This is a genomic window from Streptomyces sp. NPDC050732 (genome assembly GCF_040654255.1).
Taxonomy (GTDB): domain Bacteria; phylum Actinomycetota; class Actinomycetes; order Streptomycetales; family Streptomycetaceae; genus Streptomyces.
In genome coordinates this window covers 115,420-139,554 of sequence record NZ_JBFAHP010000011.1, presented here as the reverse complement: position 1 = coordinate 139,554, position 24,135 = coordinate 115,420, and the positions used below count along the sequence as shown (strand labels likewise).

The following is a 24,135-nucleotide window of genomic DNA, read 5'->3' as shown; positions in this document are numbered from 1 at the left end:
ACGCCGTCCCCGCACCAGGAGGAACCATGACATCCGCACCACTCGTCGCCGTCACCGGAGCCGAGGGCTTCATCGGCTCGCACCTCACCGAGGCCCTCGTCGCCGCCGGGCACCGGGTCCGCGCGATGGCGCAGTACAACTCCTTCTCGTCCTACGGCTGGCTGGAGACCCTGAGCCCGGACGTGCTCGCCGAGGTCGACGTCGTCCTCGGCGACGTCCGCGACCCCGGCTCGGTGCGCGGACTCGTCGAAGGCACCGAGGCGGTCTACCACCTGGCCGCCCTGATAGCGATCCCGTACTCGTACCAGGCCCCGCACAGCTACGTGGACACGAACGTGACCGGCACGCTCAACGTCCTCGAAGCCGTTCGCCACCTGGAGACCCCCCGCCTGGTGCACACCTCCACCAGCGAGACGTACGGCACCGCGCAGACCGTGCCGATCACCGAGGACCACCCGATCAACACCCAGTCCCCGTACGCCGCTTCGAAGGCGGGCGGCGACCGGCTCGCCGACAGCTACCACGCGAGCTTCGAGACGCCCGTGGTCACCCTGCGACCCTTCAACACCTTCGGGCCGCGCCAGTCGATGCGCGCCGTCATCCCGACCGTCATCGGCCAAGTGGCGGCCGGATCACGGGAGATCACCCTCGGCGACCTGCGGCCGACCCGCGACTTCACGTACGTCGCGGACACCGCGCAGGCCTTCCTCGCCGTGGGCACCGCGCCCGCCGAGGCCGTCGTGGGCCGCACCTTCAACGCGGGCACCGGCGGCGAGATCTCGGTGGGCGACCTGGTGCGGCTCATCGGCAAGGTGATGGAGGCCGACCTCGACGTGTGCGAGGACGAGCGGCGCATCCGGCCCCCCGCCTCGGAGGTGATGCGCCTGGTCGCCGACGCGACCCGGTTGCGCGCGGCCACCGGCTGGGCGCCCGGCCACGACCTGGAGCAGGGCCTGGCCCGCACCGTCGAGTTCTTCCGCGACCCGGTCAACCTGGCCCGCTACAAGACCGACATCTACAACATCTGACGCCCCGACACCTCGCCACCCCCCTCTCCACACAAGGGAGTTCTGCCATGCACGCAGTCATCCTCGCCGGCGGCAAGGGCGTCCGGCTCCGCCCCTACACCACCGCGCTGCCCAAGCCGCTCGTCCCGATCGGCGACCAGCACGCCATCCTGGAGATCGTCCTGCGCCAGCTGGCGAGCGCCGGCTTCACCAGCTGCACCATCGCCATCGGCCACCTCGGCCACATCATCCGCGCCTACGTCGGCAACGGCTCCCGCTGGGGCCTGCGCGTCGGCTACTCCACGGAGGACAGCCCGCTCGGCACCATGGGCCCGCTCCTGACGATGATGGACCGGCTGCCCGAGCACTTCCTCGTGATGAACGGCGACGTCCTCACCGACCTCGACTACGCGGACGTCCTCACCACCCACAGCGGCTCCGGGGCGCCGCTGACCATAGCGACGTACGCGCGCGAGGTGCGCATCGACTTCGGCGTGCTCACCACCGACTCGGAGCGCGTGGTCGCCTTCACCGAGAAGCCGAGCATCGACTACCGCGTCTCGATGGGCGTCTACGGCGTGTCACGCGACACCCTCGCCTCCTACACGCCGGGCCTGCCGCTCGGCTTCGACGAGCTCGTCCTCGACCTCCTCAAGTCCGGAACACCGCCGCACGCCTACGACTTCGACGGCTACTGGCTCGACATCGGACGCCCGGACGACTACGACCGCGCGAACGCGGAGTTCACCACGCACCGCTCGCTGCTCCTCAAGGGAGCGTGACGGGGCCGTGCGCATTCTCGTCCTTGGCTCCACCGGGTACCTGGGCGGCGCCGTCACCGAGCGGCTGCGCGCCCTGCCGGGCCTCCGGCTGCTCCGCGGCGGCCGTGCCCCCGTGGACGACCTCCGGATCGACCTCGCCACCGTCACGCGGGGCGCGCTCGCCGAGCAGCTGACGCGGGCCGCGCCCGACGCCGTGGTCAACTGCGCGGGCGCGGTCGGCGGCAGCGCCCTGACCCTCGCCGAGGTCAACGCCCGCGGCCCCGCGGTGCTCTGCGAGGCTCTGTGCGCGGCGGTGCCGACCGCGCGCCTCGTCCACCTCGGCTCGGCGGCCGAGTACGGGCCGACCGGCATCGGCGAGCGGACTTCGGAGGACTCCCCCGCCCGCCCGGTCGCGCCGTACGGAGCCACGAAACTCGCCGGCACGCTGGCCGTCGTGGACTCCGGGCTCGACGCGATCGTGCTGCGGGTCACCAACCCGGTGGGCCCCGGGGCGTCCCCGGCCGGGCTGCCGGGCCGTCTCACCGCCGAGCTGGGCCGGGCGGTCGCCCGGACCCCGCACGGCACGGTGCGGGTCGGCGACCTGTCCGCGCACCGGGACTTCGTCGACACGCGCGATGTGGCGCAGGCCGTGGCGCAGGCGCTCACCCTGCCGGGGCGGCTGCCGCGCCTGATCAACATCGGCAGCGGCCGGGCGGTCCCGGCCCGCAACCTGGCGCACGGCCTCGTCGTCGAGGCGGGCTTCACCGGGCGCGTCGAGGAGTCCCTCGGCAACGTGGGGCGTTCGACGGCGGTGCCCTGGCAGTGCGCCGACGTCGGCGCCGCGGAGTGGGAGCTGGGCTGGCGGCCGCGGTTCACCCTGCGGGAATCGCTCGCCGCGCTCTGGGCGTCGGACGGCGCCCCGCACCCGGCGCGGGCCGTCGGGGAGCCCGGGTGACCCTGCTGGTGCCGCTGTACGTCCACCCGGCCGTGGACCCCGCGGCCTGGCGGGCGCTCGTGGCGGCCGCGCCCCGGCTGTACGGCGTCGTCCTGAACGCCGCCGACGGCCCGGGCGCGGCCCGCGACCCCGCGTTCGCCGACGCCGCGCGGGCGCTGCGGGATGCGGGGGTGCGGGTCCTCGGGTACGTCGACACGGCGTACGGGGAGCGGTCGCCGGACGCCGTCGCGGAGGATCTGGCACACCATCGCGCCTGGTACGACGTGGACGGCTGCTTCTTCGACCGGGTGGCCCCGGGCCGGCGCGAGCTGCGGCAGTGCCGGCGCCTGGTCCGCACGGCGCGCGGCAGGGGCGCGCGGACGGTGGTGCTCAACCCGGGCGTGCACCCGGCGCCGGGGTACGCCCGCGTCGCCGACCTGCTCGTCACCTTCGAGGGGCACTGGTCGACGTATCTGCGGTCGTTCGAGGCCCCGCCCTGGACGGCCCGGTACTCCCCCGAGCGCTTCTGCCACCTCGTCTACGGCGTGCCGCCCGCGCTGGCGCGCCTCGCCGGGCGCACCGCCGTGCGGCGCGGCGCGGGGGTGCACTGCGCGGTACCGGGCTCGGGGCCCAATCCCTGGATGCTGCCGCCGCTGCCCCCGCTGTCGCTGCCGTAGAACAGTCCCTGCCCGGGCAGGCAGGGACCGTTTTCGGACTTTCTCGGACGGCAGACTTTCTCAGACAGCGGTGCGCGTGTGCACGTACTCCACGAGGCGGGTCAGCGCCTCGGGGTCCGTGGTCGGCAGGACGCCGTGGCCGAGGTTGAAGATGTGGCCCTCCAGGTCCTTCGCGGCGGCGAGCACCTCGTCGGTCTTCGTCTCGACGGCCTCGCGGGTGGAGAAGAGGACGGCCGGGTCGAGGTTGCCCTGGATCGCCTTGCCGGGGCCGACGCGGCGCGCGGCCTCGTCCAGCGGCACCCGCCAGTCGGCGCCGACGACGTCCGCGCCCGCCTCGCCCATCGCCCCGAGCAGCTCGCCCGTGCCGACGCCGAAGTGGATGCGGGGCACGCCGTACGACGCGACGGCGTCGAAGACCTTCGCGGAGGCGGGCATCACCGAGCGGCGGTAGTCGGCGGGCGACAGCGCGCCCACCCACGAGTCGAAGAGCTGCACGGCGCTGGCGCCCGCCTCGATCTGCACCTTCAGGAAGGCGCTCGTGATCTCCGCGAGCCGGTCGAGGAGGTCCGCCCAGAGCTGCGGGTCGCCGTACATGAGCGCCTTGGTGTGCTCGTGGTTGCGGCTCGGGCCGCCCTCCACGAGGTAACTCGCGAGAGTGAAAGGCGCGCCCGCGAATCCGATGAGCGGCGTCGGGCCGAGCTCGGCGGTGAGCATGCCGATCGCCTCGGTGACGTAGTGGACGTCGTCGGGCGTCAGGTCCCGCAGCTGCGCGAGGTCGGCGCGCGAGCGGATGGGGTTCTCGACGACGGGTCCGACGCCCGGCTTGATGTCGAGGTCGACGCCGATCGCCTTGAGCGGAACGACGATGTCGCTGAAGTAGATCGCCGCGTCGACGCGGTGGCGGCGGACCGGCTGCAGCGTGATCTCGGTGACGAGGTCGGGGCGCATGCAGGACTCCAGCATGGCCGTGCCCTCGCGCACCTTGCGGTACTCGGGAAGTGAGCGCCCCGCCTGCCGCATGAACCAGACCGGCGTGTGCGGCACGGCCTCGCGCCTGCACGCCTTCATGAAGGGGGAGTCGTACGTCGCTGTGTTCTGCCGGCCCTCGGGGCGACGGCTGTCATTGGCACTCACGCGGAAAGTCTCGCACGTTGACCGGGGACCCCCTCACGGGTGTCTCTCCCTGCGCGAAGGCGCCGTTCCCCTTAACCTTCCCCGCATGGCTGCGGCTCAGGGACAACGGTCGGACGGCGCTGGCGAGATGGAGAGTTCGGAGGGGAAGGTGGCGGATTCGGCTCCGTTGCCCTTCCGCGCGGCGGTCGACGCGCTGCGGGGGGCCCGGCTGCGGCCGGAGATCGAGATCGATCCGACGCGGCCGCCGCAGCGGCTCGCGCCGTACGCGTACGCGTTGGAGGCGGCGGTCGTGGACGGCGAGGAGGACCTCGCGGACGGGCGGCTCGTCCTCCTCCACGATCCGTCCGGGCACGACGCGTGGCAGGGCACCTTCCGGCTCGTCACGCTCGTCCGGGCGGAGCTCGAACCGGAGATGGCGGCGGATCCGCTGCTGCCGGAGGTGTGCTGGTCGTGGCTGACCGGGGCGCTGCACGCGCGCGGGCTCACCGCGGGCGAGGCGAGCGGCACGGTGACGCGGGCGGCCTCGCACTACTTCGGGGGCCTTTCGGAGCGCCCGCCCGCCTCGCAGATCGAGATCCGGGCGTCGTGGACCCCTCGGGAGGGCTCCGGCGGGGTGCCGGACACGGGGGCGCACCTGGCGGCCTGGTGCGATCTGCTCTGCCAGGTCGCGGGGCTGCCGCCCGCCGGAACCGGTGACGGGTCCGTGGTCTCGCTGCCGCAGCGGCGGGGCCCGCTCTCCCCTTGACCGGTCGAGACCCCTCCTACTGTCGAATATTCACTGAACCGTCGAACACCCCTTCCCCCCGCGGCCGCGCGCCGTGGGGGTTTGCGCTGCTGGGGTCACCCGGAAGGGGGCGCGTTCGGTTTGATCTTCGGATGATCGAGTGCGTGTCCGAATTGCCCGAATTATTGCTCACCAAATCGTGATCATCCCCTAAAGGCGGCAGGGATTGGTGCCGAAGAGGTTTGTGACCTTGAAAGCACGGATTCGTCCCGGCTTCACCCCCGAGCCGGCCCCGTCCCGCCACCCCAGGAGGCCTGGTGTCCGTTCTCCTCGAGCAGCCCGCAAGCCTGGTCGCCTACCGCCCGAACAAGCCGACCGCCATGGTCGTCGTGGCCGACCCCCGCGTCCGTTCCACCGTCACCCGCCACCTGTGGGCGCTCGGTGTACGCGACGTCATCGAGGCCTCGTCCATCGCGGAGGCTCGTCCCCGCATCGGCAACCCCCGGGACATCTGCGTCGCAGACGTCCACCTCCCCGACGGCTCCGGCCTGACGCTCCTCTCCGAAACCCGTGCCGCGGGCTGGCCCAACGGCCTCGCCCTCTCCGCCGCCGACGACATCGGCGCCGTGCGCAACGCCCTCGCGGGCGGCGTCAAGGGCTACGTCGTCACCGGCACCCGTACGAACGTCGGACTCCCCACCCGTCCCGGCGCCGCCCCCATCGGCTCGGCCGCCGCCCGTATGCACCGCCGCCCTCCGGGCACCCCGAGCCACCCCGGCGGCTACCGCGAGCTGTCGGGCCGTGAGGTCGAGGTGCTGCGCCTGGTCGCGGAGGGCCAGTCCAACAAGGCCATCGGCGTCTCGATGGGCCTGTCCGCCCTGACCGTGAAGAGCCACCTCGCCCGGATCGCCCGCAAGCTCGGCACGGGCGACCGGGCCGGGATGGTGGCGGTCGCCCTGCGCACCGGCATCATCCACTGACTGATTTACACCCCCCGCGCGCCCGTCGACGGAACGTTCCGTCGACGGGCGCTGTCCATACACAGATACCCTTGACAGGTGACCGACGCCCAAGAGACCGCAGCAGACAGCTCACTGCGAACCACCGGAGGCGGCCCTCCGGACGACGACGGCCTCGCACCCGAAGGGCTGCCGATCCCCCTGCTCGAACCGCGTGACGGCATTCCGCCGGTGATCGAGGACGAGGAGTCCCTCGCCGCGACCGTCGCCGCCTTCGCCGCGGGCACCGGACCCGTCGCCGTCGACGCCGAGCGCGCGTCCGGCTACCGGTACGGCCAGCGGGCCTATCTCGTCCAGCTCCGCCGCGAGGGCGCGGGCACCGCCCTCGTCGACCCCGTCGCCTGCCCCGACCTCTCCGGCCTCGGCGAGGCCCTCGGCGACACCGAGTGGGTGCTGCACGCCGCCACCCAGGACCTGCCGTGCCTGCGGGAAATAGGCATGGTCCCGTCGAGCCTCTTCGACACGGAGCTCGCGGGCCGGCTCGCCGGGTTCCCGCGGGTCGGGCTCGGCGCGATGGTCGAGAGCGTCCTCGGCTACGTCCTGGAGAAGGGGCACTCCGCCGTCGACTGGTCGACACGGCCGCTCCCCGAACCCTGGCTGCGGTACGCGGCACTCGACGTGGAGCTCCTCGTCGACCTCCGCGACGCCCTGGAGAAGGAGCTCGACCGGCAGGGCAAGCTGGAGTGGGCCCGCGAGGAGTTCGACGCCATCGCCTCCGCCCCGCCCGCGCCGCCCCGCAAGGACCCCTGGCGCCGCACCTCCGGCATGCACAAGGTGCGCCGACGCCGGCAGATGGCGGTCGTACGAGAGCTGTGGACCGCCCGCGACCGCATCGCGCAGCGCCGCGACGTGTCACCGGGCAAGGTGCTCAGCGACGGGGCGATCGTCGAGGCGGCGCTCGGCCTGCCGCCCAACGTGCACGCGCTCGCGGGCCTGACCGGCTTCGGGCACCGCATGGGGCGGCGCCAGCTGGAGCAGTGGCAGGCCGCGGTGGACCGCGCCAAGGCGCTGCCCGACTCCGAGCTGCCGCAGCCCGGCCAGACGGTGAGCGGTCCGCCGCCGCCGCGCTCCTGGGCGGACCGGGACCCCGCCGCGGCGGCACGCCTCTCCGCCGCGCGCGCGGCGATCTCCACGCTCGCCGAGCAGCTGAACATGCCCCAGGAGAACCTGATCACTCCGGACACGGTCCGGCGCGTCTGCTGGGAGCCGCCGGCTCAGGTCACCGAAGAATCCGTGGCGACGGCTCTCGCCGGCCACGGGGCGCGGCGCTGGCAGATCACCCAGGTAACCCCGGCCCTGGTCACCGCCCTCTCCTGACCCCCGCTCCCCACCTCGCCCCACCCACTCACCCCACCGCACGGCGGACGGGGCGGGTGGGTGCTTGCGTTCACCTGCGGGCCCCTGCCCTGCCCCTGTCCCGCCGCTGCGCGGCGGATACCTTCCCACCCACCCGCCCGTGCACCCCGCACCGCCCAGTGGCCGCGACGGCCGGATGGGGCGCGCGCCCCGGCCGCCCCTACCTCGCCCACTCGGTGCGGGGCAAACGGGTGGGCGGGTGGGGACATTCCGCCGCGCAGCGGCGGGCCTGCTCCTACCGAGCCTCGCGGTGCGGGGTAAACGGGCGGGTGGGTGGGAGGCATCCGCCGCGCAGCGGCGGGCCTGCTCCTACGGTGCTTCGCGGTGCGGGGTAAACGGGTGGGCGGGTGGGAGGCATCCGCCGCGGAGCGGCGGGTCTGTTCCTACTGCACAGCTACGTGCGGGGTGCTCAGGCGACCGGGCAAGAGCCCCCGCGGGCAAGTGTGACCTTCGCCTCCCCGAGGCGGCCCTTGGCCGCATAGTTACCGGCAAGTAGGGTGGAGTCGGAAACGCGCCGCGCAGGCGCCCCGCACCCTGGAGGAGAGCCATCGTGCCTCGTACCGTCAGGGACGTCGTCTTCGTGGACGGCGTCCGCACCCCGTTCGGCAAGGCGGGTCCGAAGGGCATCTACCACGAGACCCGTGCCGATGACCTCGTCGTGAAGGCCATCCGGGAGCTGCTGCGCCGCAACCCGGACCTCGACCCCGCCAAGATCGACGAGGTCGCCATCGCGGCGACCACGCAGATCGGCGACCAGGGCCTGACGATCGGCCGCACCGCCGGCATCCTCGCCGGGCTGCCGCAGTCCGTGCCCGGCTACTCCATCGACCGCATGTGTGCGGGCGCCCTGACCGCCGTGACCTCGGTCGCGGGCAGCGTCGCCTTCGGTGCGTACGACATCGCCGTCGCCGGCGGTGTCGAGCACATGGGCCGCCACCCCATGGGCGAGGGCGTCGACCCGAACCCGCGGTTCGTGAGCGAGAAGCTCGTCGACGAGTCGGCCCTGTTCATGGGCATGACCGCGGAGAACCTGCACGACCGCTACCCGACCATCACCAAGCTGCGCGCCGACGAATACGCCGTGCGCTCGCAGGAGAAGGCCGCCAAGGCGTACGCCGACGGCAAGATCCAGGCCGACCTCGTGCCGATCTCCGTACGGCGGACGAACGCGGAGGCCGGTGAGACCGGCTGGGGCCTCGCCACCGCCGACGAGCCGATGCGCCCGGGCACCACCCTGGAGAACCTCGCCGGGCTGAAGACGCCGTTCCGTACGCACGGCCGCGTCACCGCGGGCAACGCCGCCGGTCTCAACGACGGCGCCACCGCCTCCCTCATCGCGTCCGAGGAGTTCGCGCGGGAGAACGGGCTGCCGGTCAAGATGCGGCTCGTGTCCTACGCCTTCGCGGGTGTCGAGCCGGAGGTCATGGGCTACGGCCCGATCCCGGCCACGGAGAAGGCCCTCGCCAAGGCCGGCCTCGGCATCGGCGACATCGGCCTCTTCGAGATCAACGAGGCCTTCGCCGTGCAGGTGCTCGCCTTCCTGGAGCACTACGGCATCGCGGACGACGACGCCCGCGTCAACCAGTACGGCGGCGCCATCGCGTTCGGCCACCCGCTCGCCTCCTCCGGCGTACGCCTGATGACGCAGCTGGCGCGGCAGTTCGAGGAGCAGCCCGAGGTGCGTTACGGCCTCACGACCATGTGCGTCGGCTTCGGCATGGGCGCGACGGTCATCTGGGAGAACCCGAACCACAAGGACGCCGGAGGCGACAAGTGAGCACCACGACCACTGAGCTTCTGAAGGGTGCGGCCGAGCTGTTCCCGGACGAGGTCGTCACGCAGGCGCACGTACGCCACCTCGACCTGCCCCAGGGCGCCGGGCGCTTCGCGCTCATCACGCTGGACAACGGCTTCGACCACACCAAGCCGACCACCTTCGGCCCGCAGTCCCTCGCCAACCTGAACACGGCGATCGACCAGGTCGAGAAGGAGGCGGCCGAGGGCGGCATCGTCGGCGTCGGCATCACCGGCAAGCCGTTCATCTTCGCCGTCGGCGCCGACCTCAAGGGCGTCGAGCTGCTCAAGCACCACGAGGACGCGCTCGCCATCGGCAAGGGCGGCCACGAGGTCTTCAAGCGGCTCTCCGGGCTCGCCGTGCCGACCTTCGCGTACTACAACGGCGCCGCGATGGGCGGTGGCGTCGAGGTCGGTCTGCACTGCTCCTACCGCACCGTCTCCAAGGCGCTGCCCGCCTTCTCGCTGCCCGAGGTCTTCCTCGGCCTGGTCCCGGGCTGGGGCGGCTGCGCGCTGCTCCCGAACCTGATCGGCGCCGACAAGGCCGTCTCGGTCATCATCGAGAACTCGCTGAACCAGAACCGTCAGCTCAAGGGCAAGCAGGTCTTCGAGCTCGGCATCGCCGACGCCCTCTTCGAGGGCGCGGACTTCCTGGAGCAGTCGCTGATCTGGACGGCCTCCGTCCTGAACGGTTCGGTCGAGGTCGTGCGGCCCGAGATCGACCGCGGTGAGGGCTGGGACGCCGCCGTCGCGCGCGGCCGTGCCATCGCCGACTCCAAGGTGCACGGCGCCGCTCCGGCCGCCTACCGCGCCCTGGAGATCATCGCGGCCGCCAAGGACGGCGACCTGCAGCAGGGCTTCGACGCCGAGGACGTGGCGCTCGCCGACCTCATCATGGGCGGCGAACTGCGCGCGGGCATCTACTCGTTCAACCTCGTGCAGAAGCGCGCGAAGCGGCCTGCCGGTGCGCCCGACAAGAATCTAGCGCGCCCGGTCACCAAGGTCGGCGTCGTCGGCGCCGGTCTGATGGCCTCGCAGCTCGCGCTGCTCTTCCTGCGCCGCCTTGAGGTGCCGGTCGTGCTGACCGACATCGACCAGGAGCGCGTCGACAAGGGCGTCTCGTACGTCAAGGAGGAGATCGACAAGCTGCTCCTCAAGGGCCGCGTCAACCAGGACAAGGCGAACCGCCTGAAGGCGCTCGTCTCCGGTGTCCTGGACAAGGCCGAGGGCTTCTCCGACGCGGACTTCATCATCGAGGCCGTCTTCGAGGAGATCGGCGTCAAGCAGCAGGTGTTCGCCGAGGTCGAGGCGGTCGCCCCGGCGCACGCGATCCTCGCCACCAACACCTCCTCGCTGTCGGTCACCGAGATGGCGTCGAAGCTGAAGCACCCCGAGCGGGTCGTCGGCTTCCACTTCTTCAACCCGGTCGCGATCCTGCCGCTCCTTGAGATCGTGCGCGGCGAGCGGACGGACGACGCGTCGCTGGCCACGGCCTTCGGTGTCGCCAAGAAGCTGAAGAAGACCGCGGTGCTCGTGAAGGACGCCCCGGCGTTCGTCGTGAACCGCATCCTCACCCGCTTCATGGGCGAGATCCAGAACGTCATCGACGAGGGCACCCCGGTCGCCGTCGCCGAGAAGGCCGTCGAGCCGCTCGGTCTGCCGATGTCGCCGCTGGTCCTCCTGGAGCTGGTCGGCCCGGCCATCGGTCTGCACGTCTCCGAGACCCTGAACCGCGCCTTCCCGGAGCGCTTCACCGTCTCGCCGAACCTCGCGGCCGTCGTCAAGGCGGGCAAGCGCGGCTTCTACGTGTACGACAGCGGGAAGCCGGAGCTCGACCCCGAGGTCGCCGCGCTCCTGAAGCAGGGCGACAAGGTCCTGACCGAGGAGCAGGTGCGGGACCGCGTGCTCGACGCGGTGGCGCAGGAGATCGGGCTCATGCTCGACGAGGGCGTCGTCGCCGAGGCGCAGGACATCGACCTCTGCCTGATCACCGGCGCGGGCTGGCCCTTCCACCTGGGCGGCATCACGCCGTACCTGGACCGTGAGGGCGTCAGCGAGCGCGTGAACGGGAAGCGGTTCCTGGCGCAGGGCGTGGCGAGCGTCCCCGCGTAACACGGAACGCGCGGCGCGCACAGCAACGGCGGTGGGCCGTACGGGAGTTTTCCCGTACGGCCCACCGCCGTTCGTTCTGGATCCGGCTCACACCCGGGTCCACGCCGCCAGCGCGAGGCCCGGCTCCGCCTTCTGCCGCGCGAGCCGCAGCGTGCCGTCGAGGCCGATCGCCGCCATCACCACGCGGTCGCGCGCGTCGAGCGCCAACGCCGGGGCGCCCAGGCACGGTTCGCCGGTCTCGGCCCACCACAGGCCCGCCCCCTCGTCCTCCGTGGGGAACGCGGCGAGCGCGGGGCGGCCCGTGCCCGTGCGGTGCGCGAGCACGGTGCAGTCGTGGCCTTCTATGGTCGTCCGCAGCGCCGCCGTGGGCCCCGGGCCCGGGGCGCCGCCGAGGGGCAGCGCCGGGCCGCCGCTCTCCGGGCGGTGGCCGAGGACGCCGTCGCCGAGCGCGTCGGCCGCGTAGTACGTGAGGCGGTCGGGCGCGGTCTCCAGGGCGGTGCCGGAGCCGGGGGCGGCGACGACCGGCACGTCGTCGGCGCGCTCCAGTTCGCCGCCCCGCTTCTCCTGGGCCCAGCGCAGGGTGGCCTTGCCCGCGGGGGCGAGGACCTCGACCCGACCGGTGGACGTGGCGACCGCGGCCATGCCGTCCAGGGTGTCGCGGACCTTGAAGTCCTTCCACCCCTCCCACTTGCCGCCCTTGCCCTCACGGCGCATCCGTACGCTGCCGACCGCGTCCCGCACGAAGACGTGGACGGTGCCGGCGGTGTCCACGGCGGCGGCGGGCGCGCCGAGGTGCGGGGCGCGCTCGACGAGCTTGGTGTGCGGGTTGCCGAGCGTGCGCCAGTCCATGAGCGGCCGGCCCGGCTGGTACTGGATGGAGTGCACGAGGTCGACGACGGCCTTCCCGTCGTCCCCCGGCCGCTCCCGCCGCCCCACGAAGTGCACGTAGCCGTCGACGCCCTGGGCGAGGGTGAGATAGGTGAGGTCGGGCGCCTCGAAGAAGTCGGGGCCGCTCCACTCCGGTCCGCCGGGCCTCGTCTCCGTCCAGCGCAGGAGGCCGCCCTCGGCGCGGGCGTACGCCGTGAGGCGGCCGTCGTGACCGCGCAGCAGCCAGCGGGCGGTATCCGGCGCACCGGTGCTGGTGGTCCTCGACGGCATGACTCGGCGCCAACCCTTCCACGTTCACGGACGCACAGCGTTTTGCCTATTAGTTTACGTTTGCCTCATGAGAACTCTCGTCGTCGTCGATGCCGCGAACGTCGTCGGATCCGTGCCCGACGGGTGGTGGAAGGACCGCCGCGGGGCCGCGGAACGGCTGCGGGACGCGCTCGTCGCGTACGCACAAGAAGGTGTCGCGGGGCGTCCGGGGCCGGTGGAGATCGTCCTCGTCGTCGAGGGGGCGGCCCGGGGTGTGGAGTCCGTGCCGGGCGTGCGCGTGGAGAGCGCGCCGGGCAGCGGCGACGACCGCATCGTGGAGCTGGCCGCCGAGGCGGCGGGCCGGCCGTGCCTGGTGATCACGGCCGACCGCGAACTGCGCCGCAGGGTGGGCGAGGTCGGCGCCGAGTGCGCGGGCCCAAGGACGGTCCGCGCCCCGTAAGGGGCGCGGGGAACTGCGCGACCAGCCCCCACCGACCCGCAGGTCGCATAACCAACCCAGCGAAGCTAGAGCCGCTTCGCGCTGCGCAGCGTCGACGCGTAGTACCCGTTGCCGTCGAGGCGCGACGTACCGCCCTTGTCGCCGATCGTCGGGCCGTTGACCTCTTCGCGGCTGGAGATGAAGATCTTGTGGCCGTCGGCGTCGTGGCCGAGGAAGATGCCGACGTGGTCAAGGCGCTGCTTGGTGCGGGCGTCGAGCTTGAAGAAGACCAGGTCGCCCGGCTGGACGACGTCGATGGACTTGGGCCGGTCGGCGGCGCCGACGCCCTTGAGCTCGATGACGTCCGTGCCGACCTTGCCGCGCGCCATGCCGTTGGCGGTGCGGGGCAGGCCGTCGCCGGCGCCGTCGGCGGCCATCAGGGGGTAGCGGGCGCGGTAGCCGAAGACCGTGCGGATGAAGCCGGAGCAGTCCATGGAGCGGGCGCGTGCCTTCTCCGGCTGGAGGGTGGTGCCGTTGCGGAACGTGTACGGGATGCCGAGGTAGTCGAAGAAGTCGGACTGTTCGAGGCGCAGGTCGTTGCCCGCGCTGCCGTCCGGGTTGAGCGGCCCGAAGTTGGCGTCGCCCGCGTAGGCGATGCCCTCGTCGTCCTTCTTGACCGGGGCGCCCTCGACGTACTGGAAGGCCATCGCGAAGATGTCGTCCTCCTCGCTGCCGGAGAACTCCTTGTACCAGTCCTTGAACCACTTCTCCTTCTCCGCGCCCTCGCGCCAGATCTCCGGCATCAGCCGCACCCAGTCGTTGGTCACGACCCGCGACTTGGTGTTGGCGGGCTCGGTGAAGGTGCGGCTGGGGCCGGTGAGGGTCGCGGTGCGGGCGCCGTCCGTGAAGGTGGCGAGGACCTTGCCGCCGTCGGTGCGCAGGACGGAGCGCTCGGGGTTCTTCAGGCGCTCCCACTTCTGCTTGCCGCTCGACTCCTGGCCGGTGCTGCTGTGCAGCCCGCCCGGGGTGTCGGTGACGGCCTGCACCTTGGGCGCCTTGGCCTCCTCGTCCTTGCGCAGCTCGACGGTCAGGTACGCGCTGCCCGCGAGGAGGGCGAGCACGGTCGCCGCGTGCAGGACGGGGCGCTTCTTCTTGGGCGGCATGAATGGCTCCTGGAATCAGGCGGACGGCATGAAGCCGAGGAGGATCCCGGCGGTGAGGACGACGTAGGCCATGAGCGTCACCGAGCCCGTGGCGAGGAGGGTGGGGCCCTTGGGCTGGCGCACCAGCTGGTAGGCGATCAGGCCCGGCACGATGAAGCCGAGGGTCTGGTTCGCGTACATCAGCGGGAACTCGATCGACAGGATGATCATCACGGTGGCCTGCAGCGTCACGCCGAGCAGCACGACCGCGGCGAAGAGCCGCTTGCCGTAGAGGATCACGAACTTCTGCATGAGCAGCGTGCCGGCGTACGTCAGCACGGTCACGCCGACCACCATGGCGGCGCGCTGGAGGTCCTCGACGAGGGTGAGCGCCAGCCAGCCCGGGGTGATCATGCCGCCGGGCGAGAGGTTGGTCGTCAGATAGCAGACCAGCGAGAAGAGCAGCCCGAGTGCGATGCCGACCGCGGCGATCTCGGGGGTGAGGACGGAGGGAATCAACGGTGCTCTCCTGGGCTGTGCCACTGCTGGGTGTCGTCTGCGGCGGGCGGTGCGGGCGGCACCCGCGGCTCGAACAGGCCGCGGGGGGCGGGGGGCTGCTGCGTGGGAACGTGGGGCTGCTGGGGGATGTACGGCTGCTGGGGCGCGTAGGTCTCCTGCGGCGCGTACGTCTCCTGCGGCGCATAGGTTTCCTGCGGCGCGTACGACCCGTACGTCTCCTGGGGTGCGTACTCCTGGTGCTGTACGTACTCCTGGTGGGGCGCGTACGCCTCGTACTGCTGGACCGGGGCGTGCTGGACGGGGGCGTGCTGGGCCGCGTACCGCGTCTCGTACGCCTCCGGGTAGTGCTGGTACGGGTCGACGTGCGGCTCGTAGAACGGAGCGGGCTCCTCGGGGGCCTGCTCCTCGCTCTCGTCGGGCGGGAGCTCCGCGAGGTGTTCGAGGAGCAGCTCGCCCTGGCCGTGGATGTTGCCGATCGCGACGAGCGAGGAGTCGGCGCCGAGCTGCCCGAGCATCTCGCGCATGAACTCCTCCGGGTCGCGCCGGTCGCCGCCGAGGTCGACGGCGCGCGAGCGCCACTCGGCGGGGATGGCGTCGATGGCGGACTTCGCGGGGTGGCCGATGACGAAGACCTTGTCCGGCTGCAGGTCCGGGATGATCTCGCCCATCTGGCCGTTGCGCTCGACGCGGTCGGGGCGGCAGTTGATGACGACGTTGAGCGGGCGGTGGATGGCGCCGAGGTCGAGCAGCTGGTTGATGTTCATCAGCGTCGACTCGGGGTCGTTGGCCGCGAAGACGTTGGCGAAGCGGAGCTTCTTGCCGTCCTCGGTGGCGTACCGCTCGACGGAGAGGACACCGGGGTCCGGCGGGGCGTCGTACATGCCCTGGAGGGCGACCTCGCGGCCGACGCCGAGGAGTTCGGCGACCTTCAGCGCGATCGCCACGTTCTCCTTGAAGGTGAACCAGCTGAAGCCGCGCAGCTCGTCGTCGGTGACCGTCTCGGGGTCGGCGTAGATCAGCCGGCAGTTCCGCGCGTCGGCCTCCTCCTTGAGGATGTCGAAGCGGTCCTTCTCCGCGGTGACGCAGATGCCGCCCTCCGGCATGGAGCGGGACAGCGAGCGCGCCACGTCGTCGAGGGTGGGGCCCATCTCGGCGAGGTGGTCCTCACGGACGTTGCAGAGCACGCCGATGGTGGAGCGGATCAGCTTGGACTGGTTGATCTCCTGGAGCGCCGGCATGACCGCCATGCACTCGATGACCAGGGCGTCCGGGTCGTACGCGGCGGCGCGCCGCACGATGCCGATCTGCTCGACGACGTTGGCGATGCCGAACTTGCGGTAGACGGGCTCCTCGGTGGCGTCCGGGTGGATGAACCGGGCCGCGGTGCCGGTGGTCTTGGCGACCGTGGTGAGCCCGCCGCCGCGCAGCGCGCCCGCGCACAGGCGGGTGATGGAGGACTTGCCGCGGATGCCGTTGACGAGGACCCGCGAGGGTATGTGCTCCAGGCTGGCGAAGTGCCGCCGCTGTTCGACGACGCCGGCCGCCAGCAGGATGGCACCGCACACCACGAGCACGGTGTAGAGGAAGAGCACGGGGGTTCAGTTCCTTCCGGCGAGGCCGGCCGTGACGCCGTCCCGCTTGCGCTGGGTGCCCGTCGGCAGTTGCTGCCTGATGAGTTCCAGGCTGCGGGTGACGGCGCCGACCTCGTCGTGGTGGCGCGGGTAGAGGACGGTCTTGCGGTCCCCGTCGGCGAGCGCCTCGGCCTGGTCGGCGAGGTGCCGCAGCGGTCGGACGACGACGATGTGCAGCCAGCCGAGGCAGGCGGCGGCCGCCGTGATGCCGAGCATGCCCGCGAGGACCGTGCGGTTCTGGTACGTGTACTCGGGGATGGCGAGGCCCGAGGCGGGCTGCCAGCTGAGCACGGACCAGCCGAGCGATCCGGCGGCGCCGCCGCCGACGAACGGTGCCGCCGCGGCGATCTGGATGTCGTCGCCGTCGCGGTAGAGGACACCGCTGGGGCGCGGGCTGAGGCCGACCTTCTGGCCCGTGCCCTCGGCGAGCGCGTCGAGGCGGCCGCTGGGCAGCCCCTCGAACTCGCGGTAGCCGGTGTTGGCGCCGATCACCTTGCGCTGGTCGTCGACGACACGGACCTCGCCGAGGCCGGGGCGCTTGAGCAGCGAGTTGAGGAAGTCGATGCGGAACTCGCCGACCACGGCGGCGCCCGCGCGGCCCGGCACCTCGGCGGTGCCGAGGATGACGGGCTCCTTGCCGCCCTCGTCGAGGACGCGGATCGGCTTGTCGGAGGGGCCCTTGCCGGACGGGCTGCGGGGATCGTCGCCCGCCTCGGCGACGATCTTGCCCTTGGCGTCCAGGACGTACAGGGACTGGTAGCGGGCGTGCTGGTTCAGGGTGCTTTCGAGGACCCTGGCCATGTCCGACGGCTCGGTGCGGTCGCCCATGAGGGAGGCGACCGAGGTGAGGTCGGCGTGGCCTTCGTTGAGGGCGCGGCGGACCCGGTCGGTGAGGGTGTCGGTGCGCTCGCGCTGGTCGTTGACCATCTGCTGCGGTACGACGACGGTGTCGCCGGCGCGGTTGAGCAGCAGCATGAGCGGCGCGGACCAGGCGAGCAGCAGGACCGCGCAGACCGCGATGAGGGTGCGGCTGCCGAACCTGCGGCGGCGGGCGGGGGCCGCCGCCGTGTCCGCGGGCGCGCCGAGCAGCTGGCGGCGCAGCCGTTCGAGGGCGGCGCCGATGCGGGCGGCCTCGCCGGACTTCGGCACCGAGACGGGCCGTTCGAAGTCGCCGCGGCTCAGCCGGCGGCCCTCCAGGAAGAGCCGGATCAGCGGGCGCTGCACGGTCCGCAGGAGCAGGAAGATCGTGACGCCGCCGATGACGAGCAGGGCGGCCGCGGCGAGCAGTCCGAAGGCGGAGCTGCTGGTGGCCGTGGGGTCCTCGGCGACCGGGACCATCGCGACGACGGTCAGGCCGAGCCGGGTGGCCACGGTGGGCTCGCCCGCCTCGGGCCCTGCGAGGCCCGCGTAGCCGGCGACGGCGCGCTCACCGAGGTAGCGCTCGCCGGTGAGGTGCCCGCTGACGCCGAGGAAGCCGCCGGAGCCGGGCTCCTTGGACATGAGCGGGTGGGTGCGGGCCCTCTTCGCAGCGGACCTGGCGAACGACTTGAGCTGCTTGTTGGACTGCTTGACTTCCTCGCGCTGCAGGTCGGTGAGGACCTGCTCGGGCTCGGGGATGCCGTCGGTGCTCAGGACGTGCCCGTCCTGGCCGACGACGGCGATGGAGCGGAACTTGCCGAGGCTGATGCCGGGGAAGCGCAGGCTGCTGGAGGCGACCAGGAGCTGCTGCGGCTGGCCCTTCCAGGTGAGCAGGGAGAAGGAGAGCAGCCGGGTCTCGCCGTTCTCCAGGCGCACCATGCGCGGCGCGAGACCGTCCTTGTCCGCGAGCTTGCCGCGGTCGATGGCGGTGAGCGGCAGGTTCTCGCCCCGGGCGGCGAGGAGCTTGCCCGAGGAGATCTCGACGACGGCGGTGCCCATCCACTTCTGGTAGACGCTGCCGATCTTGTCGAGGACGGCGTCGGCGGGCACCGGGTCGCCCGCGCTGAAGAGTTCGGCGGTCCGGTTCAGGTCGGTGACGGACTCGTCGATGGAGGCGCGCAGCGCGATGGCGCCGTCCTCGGCGAAGTGCTGCTGGGACAGTTTGACCGCTTTGGGGACGGCTTCCTGTCCCGCGCGGCCCAAGGTGAGGGCGGTGATGCCCGCGAGGGCGAGGAGCAGGACCGACAGCACGGCGATGGGGGGACGTATGCCACCCAGCAGGGACATGTCGGTCCTTCGGCGGACCTTGTGCCGCCGCTTCGAACGCGAAGCGGCCAAGGGGTGCTCCTCTCATGGAGTGACGCGGGGATCGAAAGCGCACAGTGATGCGTTCCGGAAGGCTTTGACCCGCGATACCCCCGGAGGGATGTACGAAGTAAGCCGAATGTGAGCCAGATCGCGTTGATCGGGGGTTTGCCGCCCGGTCGGGCAGCCGGAAGGACTCAGTCCGCGGGCAGTTCCTCCAGCGGTTCGAGGCCGTCCTGGCTCGCGCCCCGGTTGAGGAGCGTGCCCTGGGTGCGCTCGAAGGCGAGGCGGTAGCGGGAGCGCTGCTGCTCGCTGAGGTTCTCGCCGTCCCGCAGCGTGGCGGCGACGTCGAGGAGCCGGTGGTCCTTGACCGCGCCCTTGGGCAGGGCGCCGGTCTCGTCCGGGTCCGGCGGGATGTCCACGAAGGTGGGTACGTACTTGGCGTCGACGTCCCACTCCCCGTCACGCTCGACGAACTCGAACCAGCCGATGACGCCCTCCTCGGTCAGCCCGCTGGGCACGTCGTGCCGGGCGATCTGGTTGCCGAGGCCGTACGCGATCCAGGTGCCGTCGACCTTCTCCATCGGCTGGACGACGTGCGCGTGGTGGCCGAGGACGAGGTTGATGCCGGTCTCCCTCGCGATCCTGCGGGCCAGCTTGAGCTGCGAGGCGCTGGCGTTGGGCTGGTTCTCACGGCCCCAGTGGATGCTGAGGATCACGACCTCGGCGCCCGCCGCGCGGGCCTTCTTCTCGGCGGCGGCGATCGCGTCGAAGCGGTTCTGGTTGACGATCCACGGCTTGTCCTTGGGGACCTCGCGGCCGTTGAAGCCGAAGGCGAAGGATATCTGACCGACCTTGACGCCCTTCACCTCGGTGATGAGCGGTTTGTCCGCCTCTGCCTTACTTCGTGCCGAACCGGTGTGCCGCAGGCCCGCCTTGTCCAGCGCGTTCAGGGTGCGGGTGACGCCGGCCGGGCCGTGATCGAGGGTGTGGTTGGACGCGGACGAGCACTGGTCGTAGCCGACGTCCTTGATCGCCGTCGTGATCTGCGGCGGCACGAGGAAGTCCGGGTAGCTCTGGAAGGGGCCGCCGGGCTTGCCCACCACCGGCTCGAAGTGGCAGATGCCCAGGTCGGCCTTGCTGATGACCGGCTTGACCCCGGCCATCATCGGGCGGAAGTCGATGCCCTTCTCGCCCTTGCCCGTGACCTTGGCGTCCTTGCGGGCCTGGTCGGTGAGCTGGGGGTGGATCAGGATGTCGCCCGCGGCGGCGACGGTGAACGAGGGACCGCCGTCGGCGGCTTTTTCGTCGTCGCCGAAGGGGCCGCAGGCGGCAGTGGCGAGCAGCAGGAGCGCGGAGGCCGCACAGGTCACGAGATGCCTGCGGGAGGGACGTGTCATCACAGGGCTATCTTTATACAACCATGATGAACTCCCGCACCCGGCCGGTAGCAGTCGCAAAGAAGCTCGGGCTGATCGCCGTCGTGACCGCCTGCGTCCTCACGCTCGCCCAGTGCGGGTCCGGTTCGTCCGGGGAGGACGAGAAGTCCTCGGGAGGGCGCCGGGGCCCCTCGTCCACGGCTCCGGGCGACCGCACCGGCGACGGCCTTGAGCAGACGGTCACCGACTACACCGCCGCCTTCGGCGAGGACACCGGATACCGTCCGCCCTCGCGCACCGACCGGCGGACGGTCGCCGAGGGCGTCGGACTGCTCCTGGACGGCCGCCGCAAGGAAGCCGAACACCGCCTGGCCGACGTGGACTTCGCGGTCCGCACGGTCACCGACACGGCCACAGGCCGGCGGTACGCGGAGATCGCCGACCGCTCCGAGGGCGGCGCGGCCCCGCGCGGCTGGGGGCGCGTCTACCTCGACCTCGACTCCCCCGTCCGCTGGGCGGTCCAGATCCCGCACCCCGTCGCCGACCGGTACACCGAACGGCTTGGCGCGGAGCTCATGACCCGCGCCTCCGGCGGCGTACTCGTCATCGCGGGAGCACATCGCAAAGCCGGGCGCGGAGACGAGGCGGACGTGGCGCACCGCCGGGACACCGTTTTCCACGCCGTCTGCGACGCTCTGGTGCGGCGCGGACTCCCCGGTGTGCAACTGCACGGCATGGCGGACGACTCGGCTCCGGATCACGACGTGGTCGCCTCGACCGGCAAGGGCAGGGAGGCGCTCGCCGAGGGCCGCGACCTCGCCGACGCCCTGCGGAAGCGGGGCTTCGACGTCTGCCGCGCCTGGGCCAGATCCTGTCCCCTCGCGGGCCGCACCAACATCCAGGGCCGCACCGCCACCGCCCACGACGTCCCGTTCCTCCACATCGAGTTCGGCCCGAAGATCCGCGAGGACCGCGATCACGCGCGGGAGGCGGTGGGCGCGCTGACGGACCTCACGCGCACCTGGCAGCGGCGCTCCTAGGCCCCCACCCGCGCATAGACCACCGCACCCCCCACCCGCGTCACCGGCTCGTACCCGGACGCCAGGAGCCGGCGCAGCGACGGGACGCGTTCGGGGGTGTACGGCTTGCCCCGGGAGTCGTCGATCACGAGGGCCGGGGGGTGGCTGCGGAGTTCCTCGCGGAAGGTGGGCCAGGCGCCGTCGACCGCGTACTTCTCGCCCACCTGCGGGCCGTTCCTGCCGCCGCTGTAGTTGGTGAGGAGGCCGGCCGTGAGGTAGCGGCTGGCGGGGGCGCGGTCGGCCAGCCAGTACGTCTCCGGGTGTATGCCCCAGAACAGCACCCGGTCGTCCGGGGCGGTGCGGGCCCTGACCGTGTCCGCGAGGCGGGTGGCGTGGGCCAGTTCGGGGCGGGGCGCGAGCAGGCCCCAGGCCAGGAAGACCGCGCACGCGCAGCCGGAGACGGCGATCGCCCGCGCCGTCCGCTCGCGCGGCAGGATCTGCAGGGCCGCCGCGCCCAACAGGGCGATGGGCGGCATGAGTTGCAGGTAGTAGTGGCCGAAGAAGTGGAAGCCGAGCAGTACCGCGGCGAACGACGAGGCGAGCCAGAGCCAGAGCTCCGCCGCCCCGGTGCGGGCGATGCGCAGGACGCGGACGACGGGGGGAACGATCCCTGCGCAGGCCGCCGTGAGGACCGCCGCGTTCACCGAACCCCGGCCGAGTACGTGGAGTTCGGAGCCGGTGAAGGAGGCGTACGCGCCCGATCCCGTCACCGTCCAGAAGACGAAGCCCGAGGGAGTCGTCAGGAGGGCCGCGGCGAGGACGGGGGCGCCGAGCCCGGCCGCCAGGCGCACCGTGTCCCGCCGGGCCGCGCCGCCCCGCCACAGCAGCCAGACCACCGGGACCAGCACCGCTCCTCCGGTCTGCTTGGTGAGGAAGGCGCAGGCCACCGCGGTGCCCGCGGCGCCCCATCGGCGGCGGTCGGCGCACCGCATGGCGGCCGCCGTGCACGGCAGCATGAAGACCTCGAAGGCGGCCGCCTGGGTGTCCTCCGGGTGCAGGCCGATGGAGATCAGGAGGTACAGGACGCCCGCGGTGCGGCCCGCGCCGTCGCCCCAGCGGCGCCGGGCCAGCGAGACCAGGAGGACCGCCGTCAGGAGCTGCGCGGCCACCGCGAGGACCTTCAGCGGCAGGAGGGTGCCGTCGCCGAAGAGCGCGAAGGATCCGGCGTAGAGCCAGGGGACGAGCGGCGGCTTGCGGTCGACGACGGTTTCGTAGAGCGCGCCGCCGTCCGCCAGCATCCGCGCCTGGACGGCGAGATAGCCCTCGTCGGGGTTCCACAGCGGCCACCGGAAGGACGGCAGCCGGGTCACGCAGGCCAGGGCGGCGAGCAGCGGGAGCAGCCGGACCCAGTAGGAGCCGCGCGCGCCGCCCTCGGGGACGTACTCCTTGCGCGGGCCCGGCACCCGGAGACCGCGTACGGAGCCCGGTGGCGCGGAGGGCGACGCGAGCATGCGGTGCACGGAAAGGGCTGACTACCGTGCGTCGCCGCCGGCGTGCGGGTCACGCGCGTGCAGGCGGCTGTGCGAACGCCCGTACGCGAAGTAGATGACGACGCCGAGCACCATCCAGACGCCGAACCGGATCCAGGTCTCCGCCGGCAGGTTCAGCATCAGCCACAGCGACGCGAGCACCGAGAGGACCGGCACGAGCGGCACCAGCGGGGTGCGGAAGGCGCGCGGCAGGTCGGGGCGCTGCCTGCGGAGCAGGATGACGCCGAGGGCGACGACGACGAAGGCGAACAGCGTGCCGATGTTGACGAGTTCGGCGAGCTCGTCGATGGAGGTGAAGCCCGCCACGACCGCCACGATCACGCCGAGCAGGACCGTCGAGCGGTACGGCGTGCCGTACTTGGGGTGGACCTTGGAGAACGTCAGGGGCAGCAGTCCGTCCCGGCTCATCGCGAAGAACACCCGGGTCTGGCCGAGCAGCAGGATCATGCAGACGGAGGTGAGGCCGACGGCCGCGCCGAAGCTGATCACACCCGCCCAGAAGGGGTGCCCGACGGACTTGAAGGCGTCGGCGAGCGGCGCGTCCGTGGAGAGCTCGCTGTACTTCTGCATGCCGGTGACGACCACTGACACGGCGACGTACAGGATCGTGCAGATGAAGAGCGAGCCGAGGATGCCGCGGGGCACGTCGCGCTGCGGGTTGCGGGTCTCCTCCGCGGCGGTCGCGACGATGTCGAAGCCGATGAACGCGAAGAAGACGACGGCCGCCGCGGTGAAGATGCCCATCACGCCGAAGTTCGACGGCGTGAACCCGAAGATGAGCTGGACCAGCGGCGCGGCGACGCCCCCGGCGCCCTCGCTGTGCTCGCTGGGCGGGACGAACGGGTCGTAGTTGGAGCCGGTGATGAAGAACGCGCCGACGATGATCACCAGAAGCACCACGGTGACCTTCACGGCGACGATGACGCTGGTCACGCGTGACGAAAGCTTCATGCCGAGGACCAGGATGCCGGTCAGCGCGAGCACGAGGAGGCAGGCGAGCAGGTCGAAGCCGAAGGTCCCGTCGTGCGTCCCGCTCAGCGACTGCGGCAGATGCATGCCCGCGGTGTCGAGCAGCGACCGCAGATAGCCGGACCAGCCGACCGCGACCACCGCGCAGCCGAGCGCCAGCTCCAGGATCAGGTCCCAGCCGATGATCCAGGCGGGGAACTCCCCGAGGGAGGCGTACGAGAAGGTGTACGCCGACCCGGCCACCGGCACCGTGGACGCGAACTCGGCGTAACAGAGGGCGGCCAGCCCGCACACGAGTCCGGCGACGACGAAGGCCAGCGCCACCGAGGGGCCCGCCGTCTCCTTGGCGATCTTCCCGGTCAGTACGAAGATGCCGGTGCCGATGATGACGCCGACGCCGAAGACCGTGAGGTCGAGGGCGGACAGCGACTTCTTGAGCGCGTGCTCCGGTTCCTCGGTGTCCTTGATGGACTGCTCGACGCTCTTCGTCCTGAAGAGGGTGCTGCTCACGGGCGTACCTCCCACGCTTGTCGTCCCCGACATGATCGAGAGAGCGAGTACCCCGGAAGCCCCGGCGCGGGCCCATTCACGCGAATGGGCCGGTCCCAC

Annotated in this window: 20 protein-coding genes; 11 read left to right on the top strand and 9 right to left on the bottom strand. The window is 72.0% G+C overall.

The genetic code is table 11. The features are described 5' to 3' along the window. Window positions 1-26 precede the first annotated feature (26 nt). The 4 genes from AB0H82_RS12715 to AB0H82_RS12700 are packed head-to-tail and all read left to right on the top strand — an operon-like array spanning window position 27 to window position 3,379. Entirely contained in the window at window positions 27-1,028 is a 1,002-nt protein-coding gene (locus AB0H82_RS12715) for a GDP-mannose 4,6-dehydratase (protein WP_362991770.1), read from the top strand. Window positions 1,029-1,075: 47 nt separating this feature from the next. Beyond that, entirely contained in the window at window positions 1,076-1,789 is a 714-nt protein-coding gene (locus AB0H82_RS12710; protein WP_362991768.1) for a sugar phosphate nucleotidyltransferase, read from the top strand. Between the two features lie 7 nt (window positions 1,790-1,796). Continuing rightward, the gene (locus AB0H82_RS12705) at window positions 1,797-2,723 is read left to right on the top strand and encodes an NAD-dependent epimerase/dehydratase family protein (RefSeq protein ID WP_362991766.1); all 927 of its coding nucleotides are present in this window, start codon (window positions 1,797-1,799) and stop codon (window positions 2,721-2,723) included. After that, a complete protein-coding gene (locus AB0H82_RS12700; protein WP_362991764.1) occupies window positions 2,720-3,379 on the top strand; it encodes a spherulation-specific family 4 protein in 660 nt (219 codons plus the stop codon). Before AB0H82_RS12705 ends, AB0H82_RS12700 begins: the two co-directional genes overlap by 4 nt. A 60-nt stretch (window positions 3,380-3,439) precedes the next feature. On the opposite strand, the gene hemE is transcribed toward AB0H82_RS12700, so the two are convergent. Continuing rightward, window positions 3,440-4,513 (bottom strand): uroporphyrinogen decarboxylase, encoded by a 1,074-nt coding sequence (gene hemE, locus AB0H82_RS12695; protein WP_362991762.1) that lies wholly within the window; start codon window positions 4,511-4,513, stop codon window positions 3,440-3,442. A gap of 85 nt (window positions 4,514-4,598) precedes the next feature. Here hemE and AB0H82_RS12690 point away from each other — a divergent pair, with 85 nt between their 5' ends. The 5 genes from AB0H82_RS12690 to AB0H82_RS12670 all read left to right on the top strand — a co-directional run bounded on the left by AB0H82_RS12690 (window position 4,599) and on the right by AB0H82_RS12670 (window position 11,518). Continuing rightward, window positions 4,599-5,258, top strand: coding sequence for a DUF3000 domain-containing protein (locus tag AB0H82_RS12690; protein ID WP_362991760.1), 660 nt, complete (start codon window positions 4,599-4,601; stop codon window positions 5,256-5,258). Window positions 5,259-5,554: 296 nt separating this feature from the next. Then, window positions 5,555-6,217: a response regulator transcription factor gene (locus AB0H82_RS12685; RefSeq protein ID WP_016643199.1), complete on the top strand. Its 663-nt coding sequence runs from the start codon at window positions 5,555-5,557 to the stop codon at window positions 6,215-6,217. A 78-nt stretch (window positions 6,218-6,295) separates the two neighbouring features. Beyond that, on the top strand, window positions 6,296-7,573 hold the full coding sequence (locus AB0H82_RS12680) for a ribonuclease D (protein ID WP_362991757.1): 1,278 nt from the start codon (window positions 6,296-6,298) through the stop codon (window positions 7,571-7,573). A gap of 589 nt (window positions 7,574-8,162) precedes the next feature. Then, window positions 8,163-9,389 (top strand): acetyl-CoA C-acyltransferase, encoded by a 1,227-nt coding sequence (locus AB0H82_RS12675; RefSeq protein WP_362991755.1) that lies wholly within the window; start codon window positions 8,163-8,165, stop codon window positions 9,387-9,389. Then, window positions 9,386-11,518, top strand: a complete 2,133-nt coding sequence (locus tag AB0H82_RS12670; RefSeq protein WP_362991753.1) for a 3-hydroxyacyl-CoA dehydrogenase NAD-binding domain-containing protein — start codon at window positions 9,386-9,388, stop codon at window positions 11,516-11,518. The genes AB0H82_RS12675 and AB0H82_RS12670 overlap by 4 nt, the downstream gene beginning before the upstream one ends. Before the next feature lie 87 nt (window positions 11,519-11,605). Here the strand turns inward: AB0H82_RS12670 and AB0H82_RS12665 are convergent, their stop codons facing one another. After that, window positions 11,606-12,676, bottom strand: coding sequence for a hypothetical protein (locus tag AB0H82_RS12665; protein ID WP_362991751.1), 1,071 nt, complete (start codon window positions 12,674-12,676; stop codon window positions 11,606-11,608). A 67-nt stretch (window positions 12,677-12,743) separates the two neighbouring features. Here AB0H82_RS12665 and AB0H82_RS12660 point away from each other — a divergent pair, with 67 nt between their 5' ends. Beyond that, window positions 12,744-13,115 carry an NTP pyrophosphohydrolase gene (locus AB0H82_RS12660; RefSeq protein WP_362991749.1) on the top strand — a complete coding sequence of 124 codons (372 nt, stop codon included), beginning with the start codon at window positions 12,744-12,746 and terminating at the stop codon, window positions 13,113-13,115. A gap of 65 nt (window positions 13,116-13,180) precedes the next feature. Here the strand turns inward: AB0H82_RS12660 and AB0H82_RS12655 are convergent, their stop codons facing one another. From AB0H82_RS12655 to AB0H82_RS12635, 5 genes are all read right to left on the bottom strand, one after another. Further along, window positions 13,181-14,257: an NlpC/P60 family protein gene (locus tag AB0H82_RS12655; protein WP_362991747.1), complete on the bottom strand. Its 1,077-nt coding sequence runs from the start codon at window positions 14,255-14,257 to the stop codon at window positions 13,181-13,183. A gap of 15 nt (window positions 14,258-14,272) precedes the next feature. After that, window positions 14,273-14,755, bottom strand: a complete 483-nt coding sequence (locus AB0H82_RS12650) for a poly-gamma-glutamate biosynthesis protein PgsC/CapC (RefSeq protein ID WP_362991745.1) — start codon at window positions 14,753-14,755, stop codon at window positions 14,273-14,275. Then, window positions 14,752-16,347 (bottom strand): poly-gamma-glutamate synthase PgsB, encoded by a 1,596-nt coding sequence (gene pgsB, locus AB0H82_RS12645; protein ID WP_362991743.1) that lies wholly within the window; start codon window positions 16,345-16,347, stop codon window positions 14,752-14,754. Before pgsB ends, AB0H82_RS12650 begins: the two co-directional genes overlap by 4 nt. A 6-nt stretch (window positions 16,348-16,353) precedes the next feature. Continuing rightward, complete coding sequence (locus AB0H82_RS12640) at window positions 16,354-18,591, bottom strand: HAMP domain-containing protein (protein ID WP_362991741.1); 2,238 nt, start codon at window positions 18,589-18,591, stop codon at window positions 16,354-16,356. Between the two features lie 215 nt (window positions 18,592-18,806). Then, entirely contained in the window at window positions 18,807-20,009 is a 1,203-nt protein-coding gene (locus AB0H82_RS12635) for a CapA family protein (protein WP_362991739.1), read from the bottom strand. Window positions 20,010-20,032: 23 nt separating this feature from the next. Between AB0H82_RS12635 and AB0H82_RS12630 the strand changes: the two genes are divergently transcribed. After that, a complete protein-coding gene (locus AB0H82_RS12630) occupies window positions 20,033-21,028 on the top strand; it encodes a hypothetical protein (protein WP_362991737.1) in 996 nt (331 codons plus the stop codon). On the opposite strand, the gene AB0H82_RS12625 is transcribed toward AB0H82_RS12630, so the two are convergent. Both AB0H82_RS12625 and AB0H82_RS12620 read right to left on the bottom strand, forming a co-directional pair. Beyond that, entirely contained in the window at window positions 21,025-22,518 is a 1,494-nt protein-coding gene (locus AB0H82_RS12625; RefSeq protein ID WP_362991735.1) for a glycosyltransferase family 39 protein, read from the bottom strand. The genes AB0H82_RS12630 and AB0H82_RS12625 overlap by 4 nt on opposite strands. A 21-nt stretch (window positions 22,519-22,539) precedes the next feature. Next, a complete protein-coding gene (locus tag AB0H82_RS12620) occupies window positions 22,540-24,069 on the bottom strand; it encodes an amino acid permease (protein ID WP_362991733.1) in 1,530 nt (509 codons plus the stop codon). Window positions 24,070-24,135: the final 66 nt, after the last annotated feature.

Coding starts and splice junctions, on each gene's coding strand:
- AB0H82_RS12665 (WP_362991751.1), bottom strand. CDS start 12,676: ATGCCGTCGAGGACCACCAGCACCGGTGCGCCGGATACCGCCCGCTGG.
- AB0H82_RS12625 (WP_362991735.1), bottom strand. CDS start 22,518: ATGCTCGCGTCGCCCTCCGCGCCACCGGGCTCCGTACGCGGTCTCCGG.
- AB0H82_RS12710 (WP_362991768.1), top strand. CDS start 1,076: ATGCACGCAGTCATCCTCGCCGGCGGCAAGGGCGTCCGGCTCCGCCCC.
- AB0H82_RS12640 (WP_362991741.1), bottom strand. CDS start 18,591: ATGTCCCTGCTGGGTGGCATACGTCCCCCCATCGCCGTGCTGTCGGTC.
- AB0H82_RS12660 (WP_362991749.1), top strand. CDS start 12,744: ATGAGAACTCTCGTCGTCGTCGATGCCGCGAACGTCGTCGGATCCGTG.
- AB0H82_RS12630 (WP_362991737.1), top strand. CDS start 20,033: ATGATGAACTCCCGCACCCGGCCGGTAGCAGTCGCAAAGAAGCTCGGG.
- AB0H82_RS12635 (WP_362991739.1), bottom strand. CDS start 20,009: ATGACACGTCCCTCCCGCAGGCATCTCGTGACCTGTGCGGCCTCCGCG.
- AB0H82_RS12715 (WP_362991770.1), top strand. CDS start 27: ATGACATCCGCACCACTCGTCGCCGTCACCGGAGCCGAGGGCTTCATC.
- AB0H82_RS12655 (WP_362991747.1), bottom strand. CDS start 14,257: ATGCCGCCCAAGAAGAAGCGCCCCGTCCTGCACGCGGCGACCGTGCTC.
- AB0H82_RS12690 (WP_362991760.1), top strand. CDS start 4,599: ATGGCTGCGGCTCAGGGACAACGGTCGGACGGCGCTGGCGAGATGGAG.
- AB0H82_RS12620 (WP_362991733.1), bottom strand. CDS start 24,069: ATGTCGGGGACGACAAGCGTGGGAGGTACGCCCGTGAGCAGCACCCTC.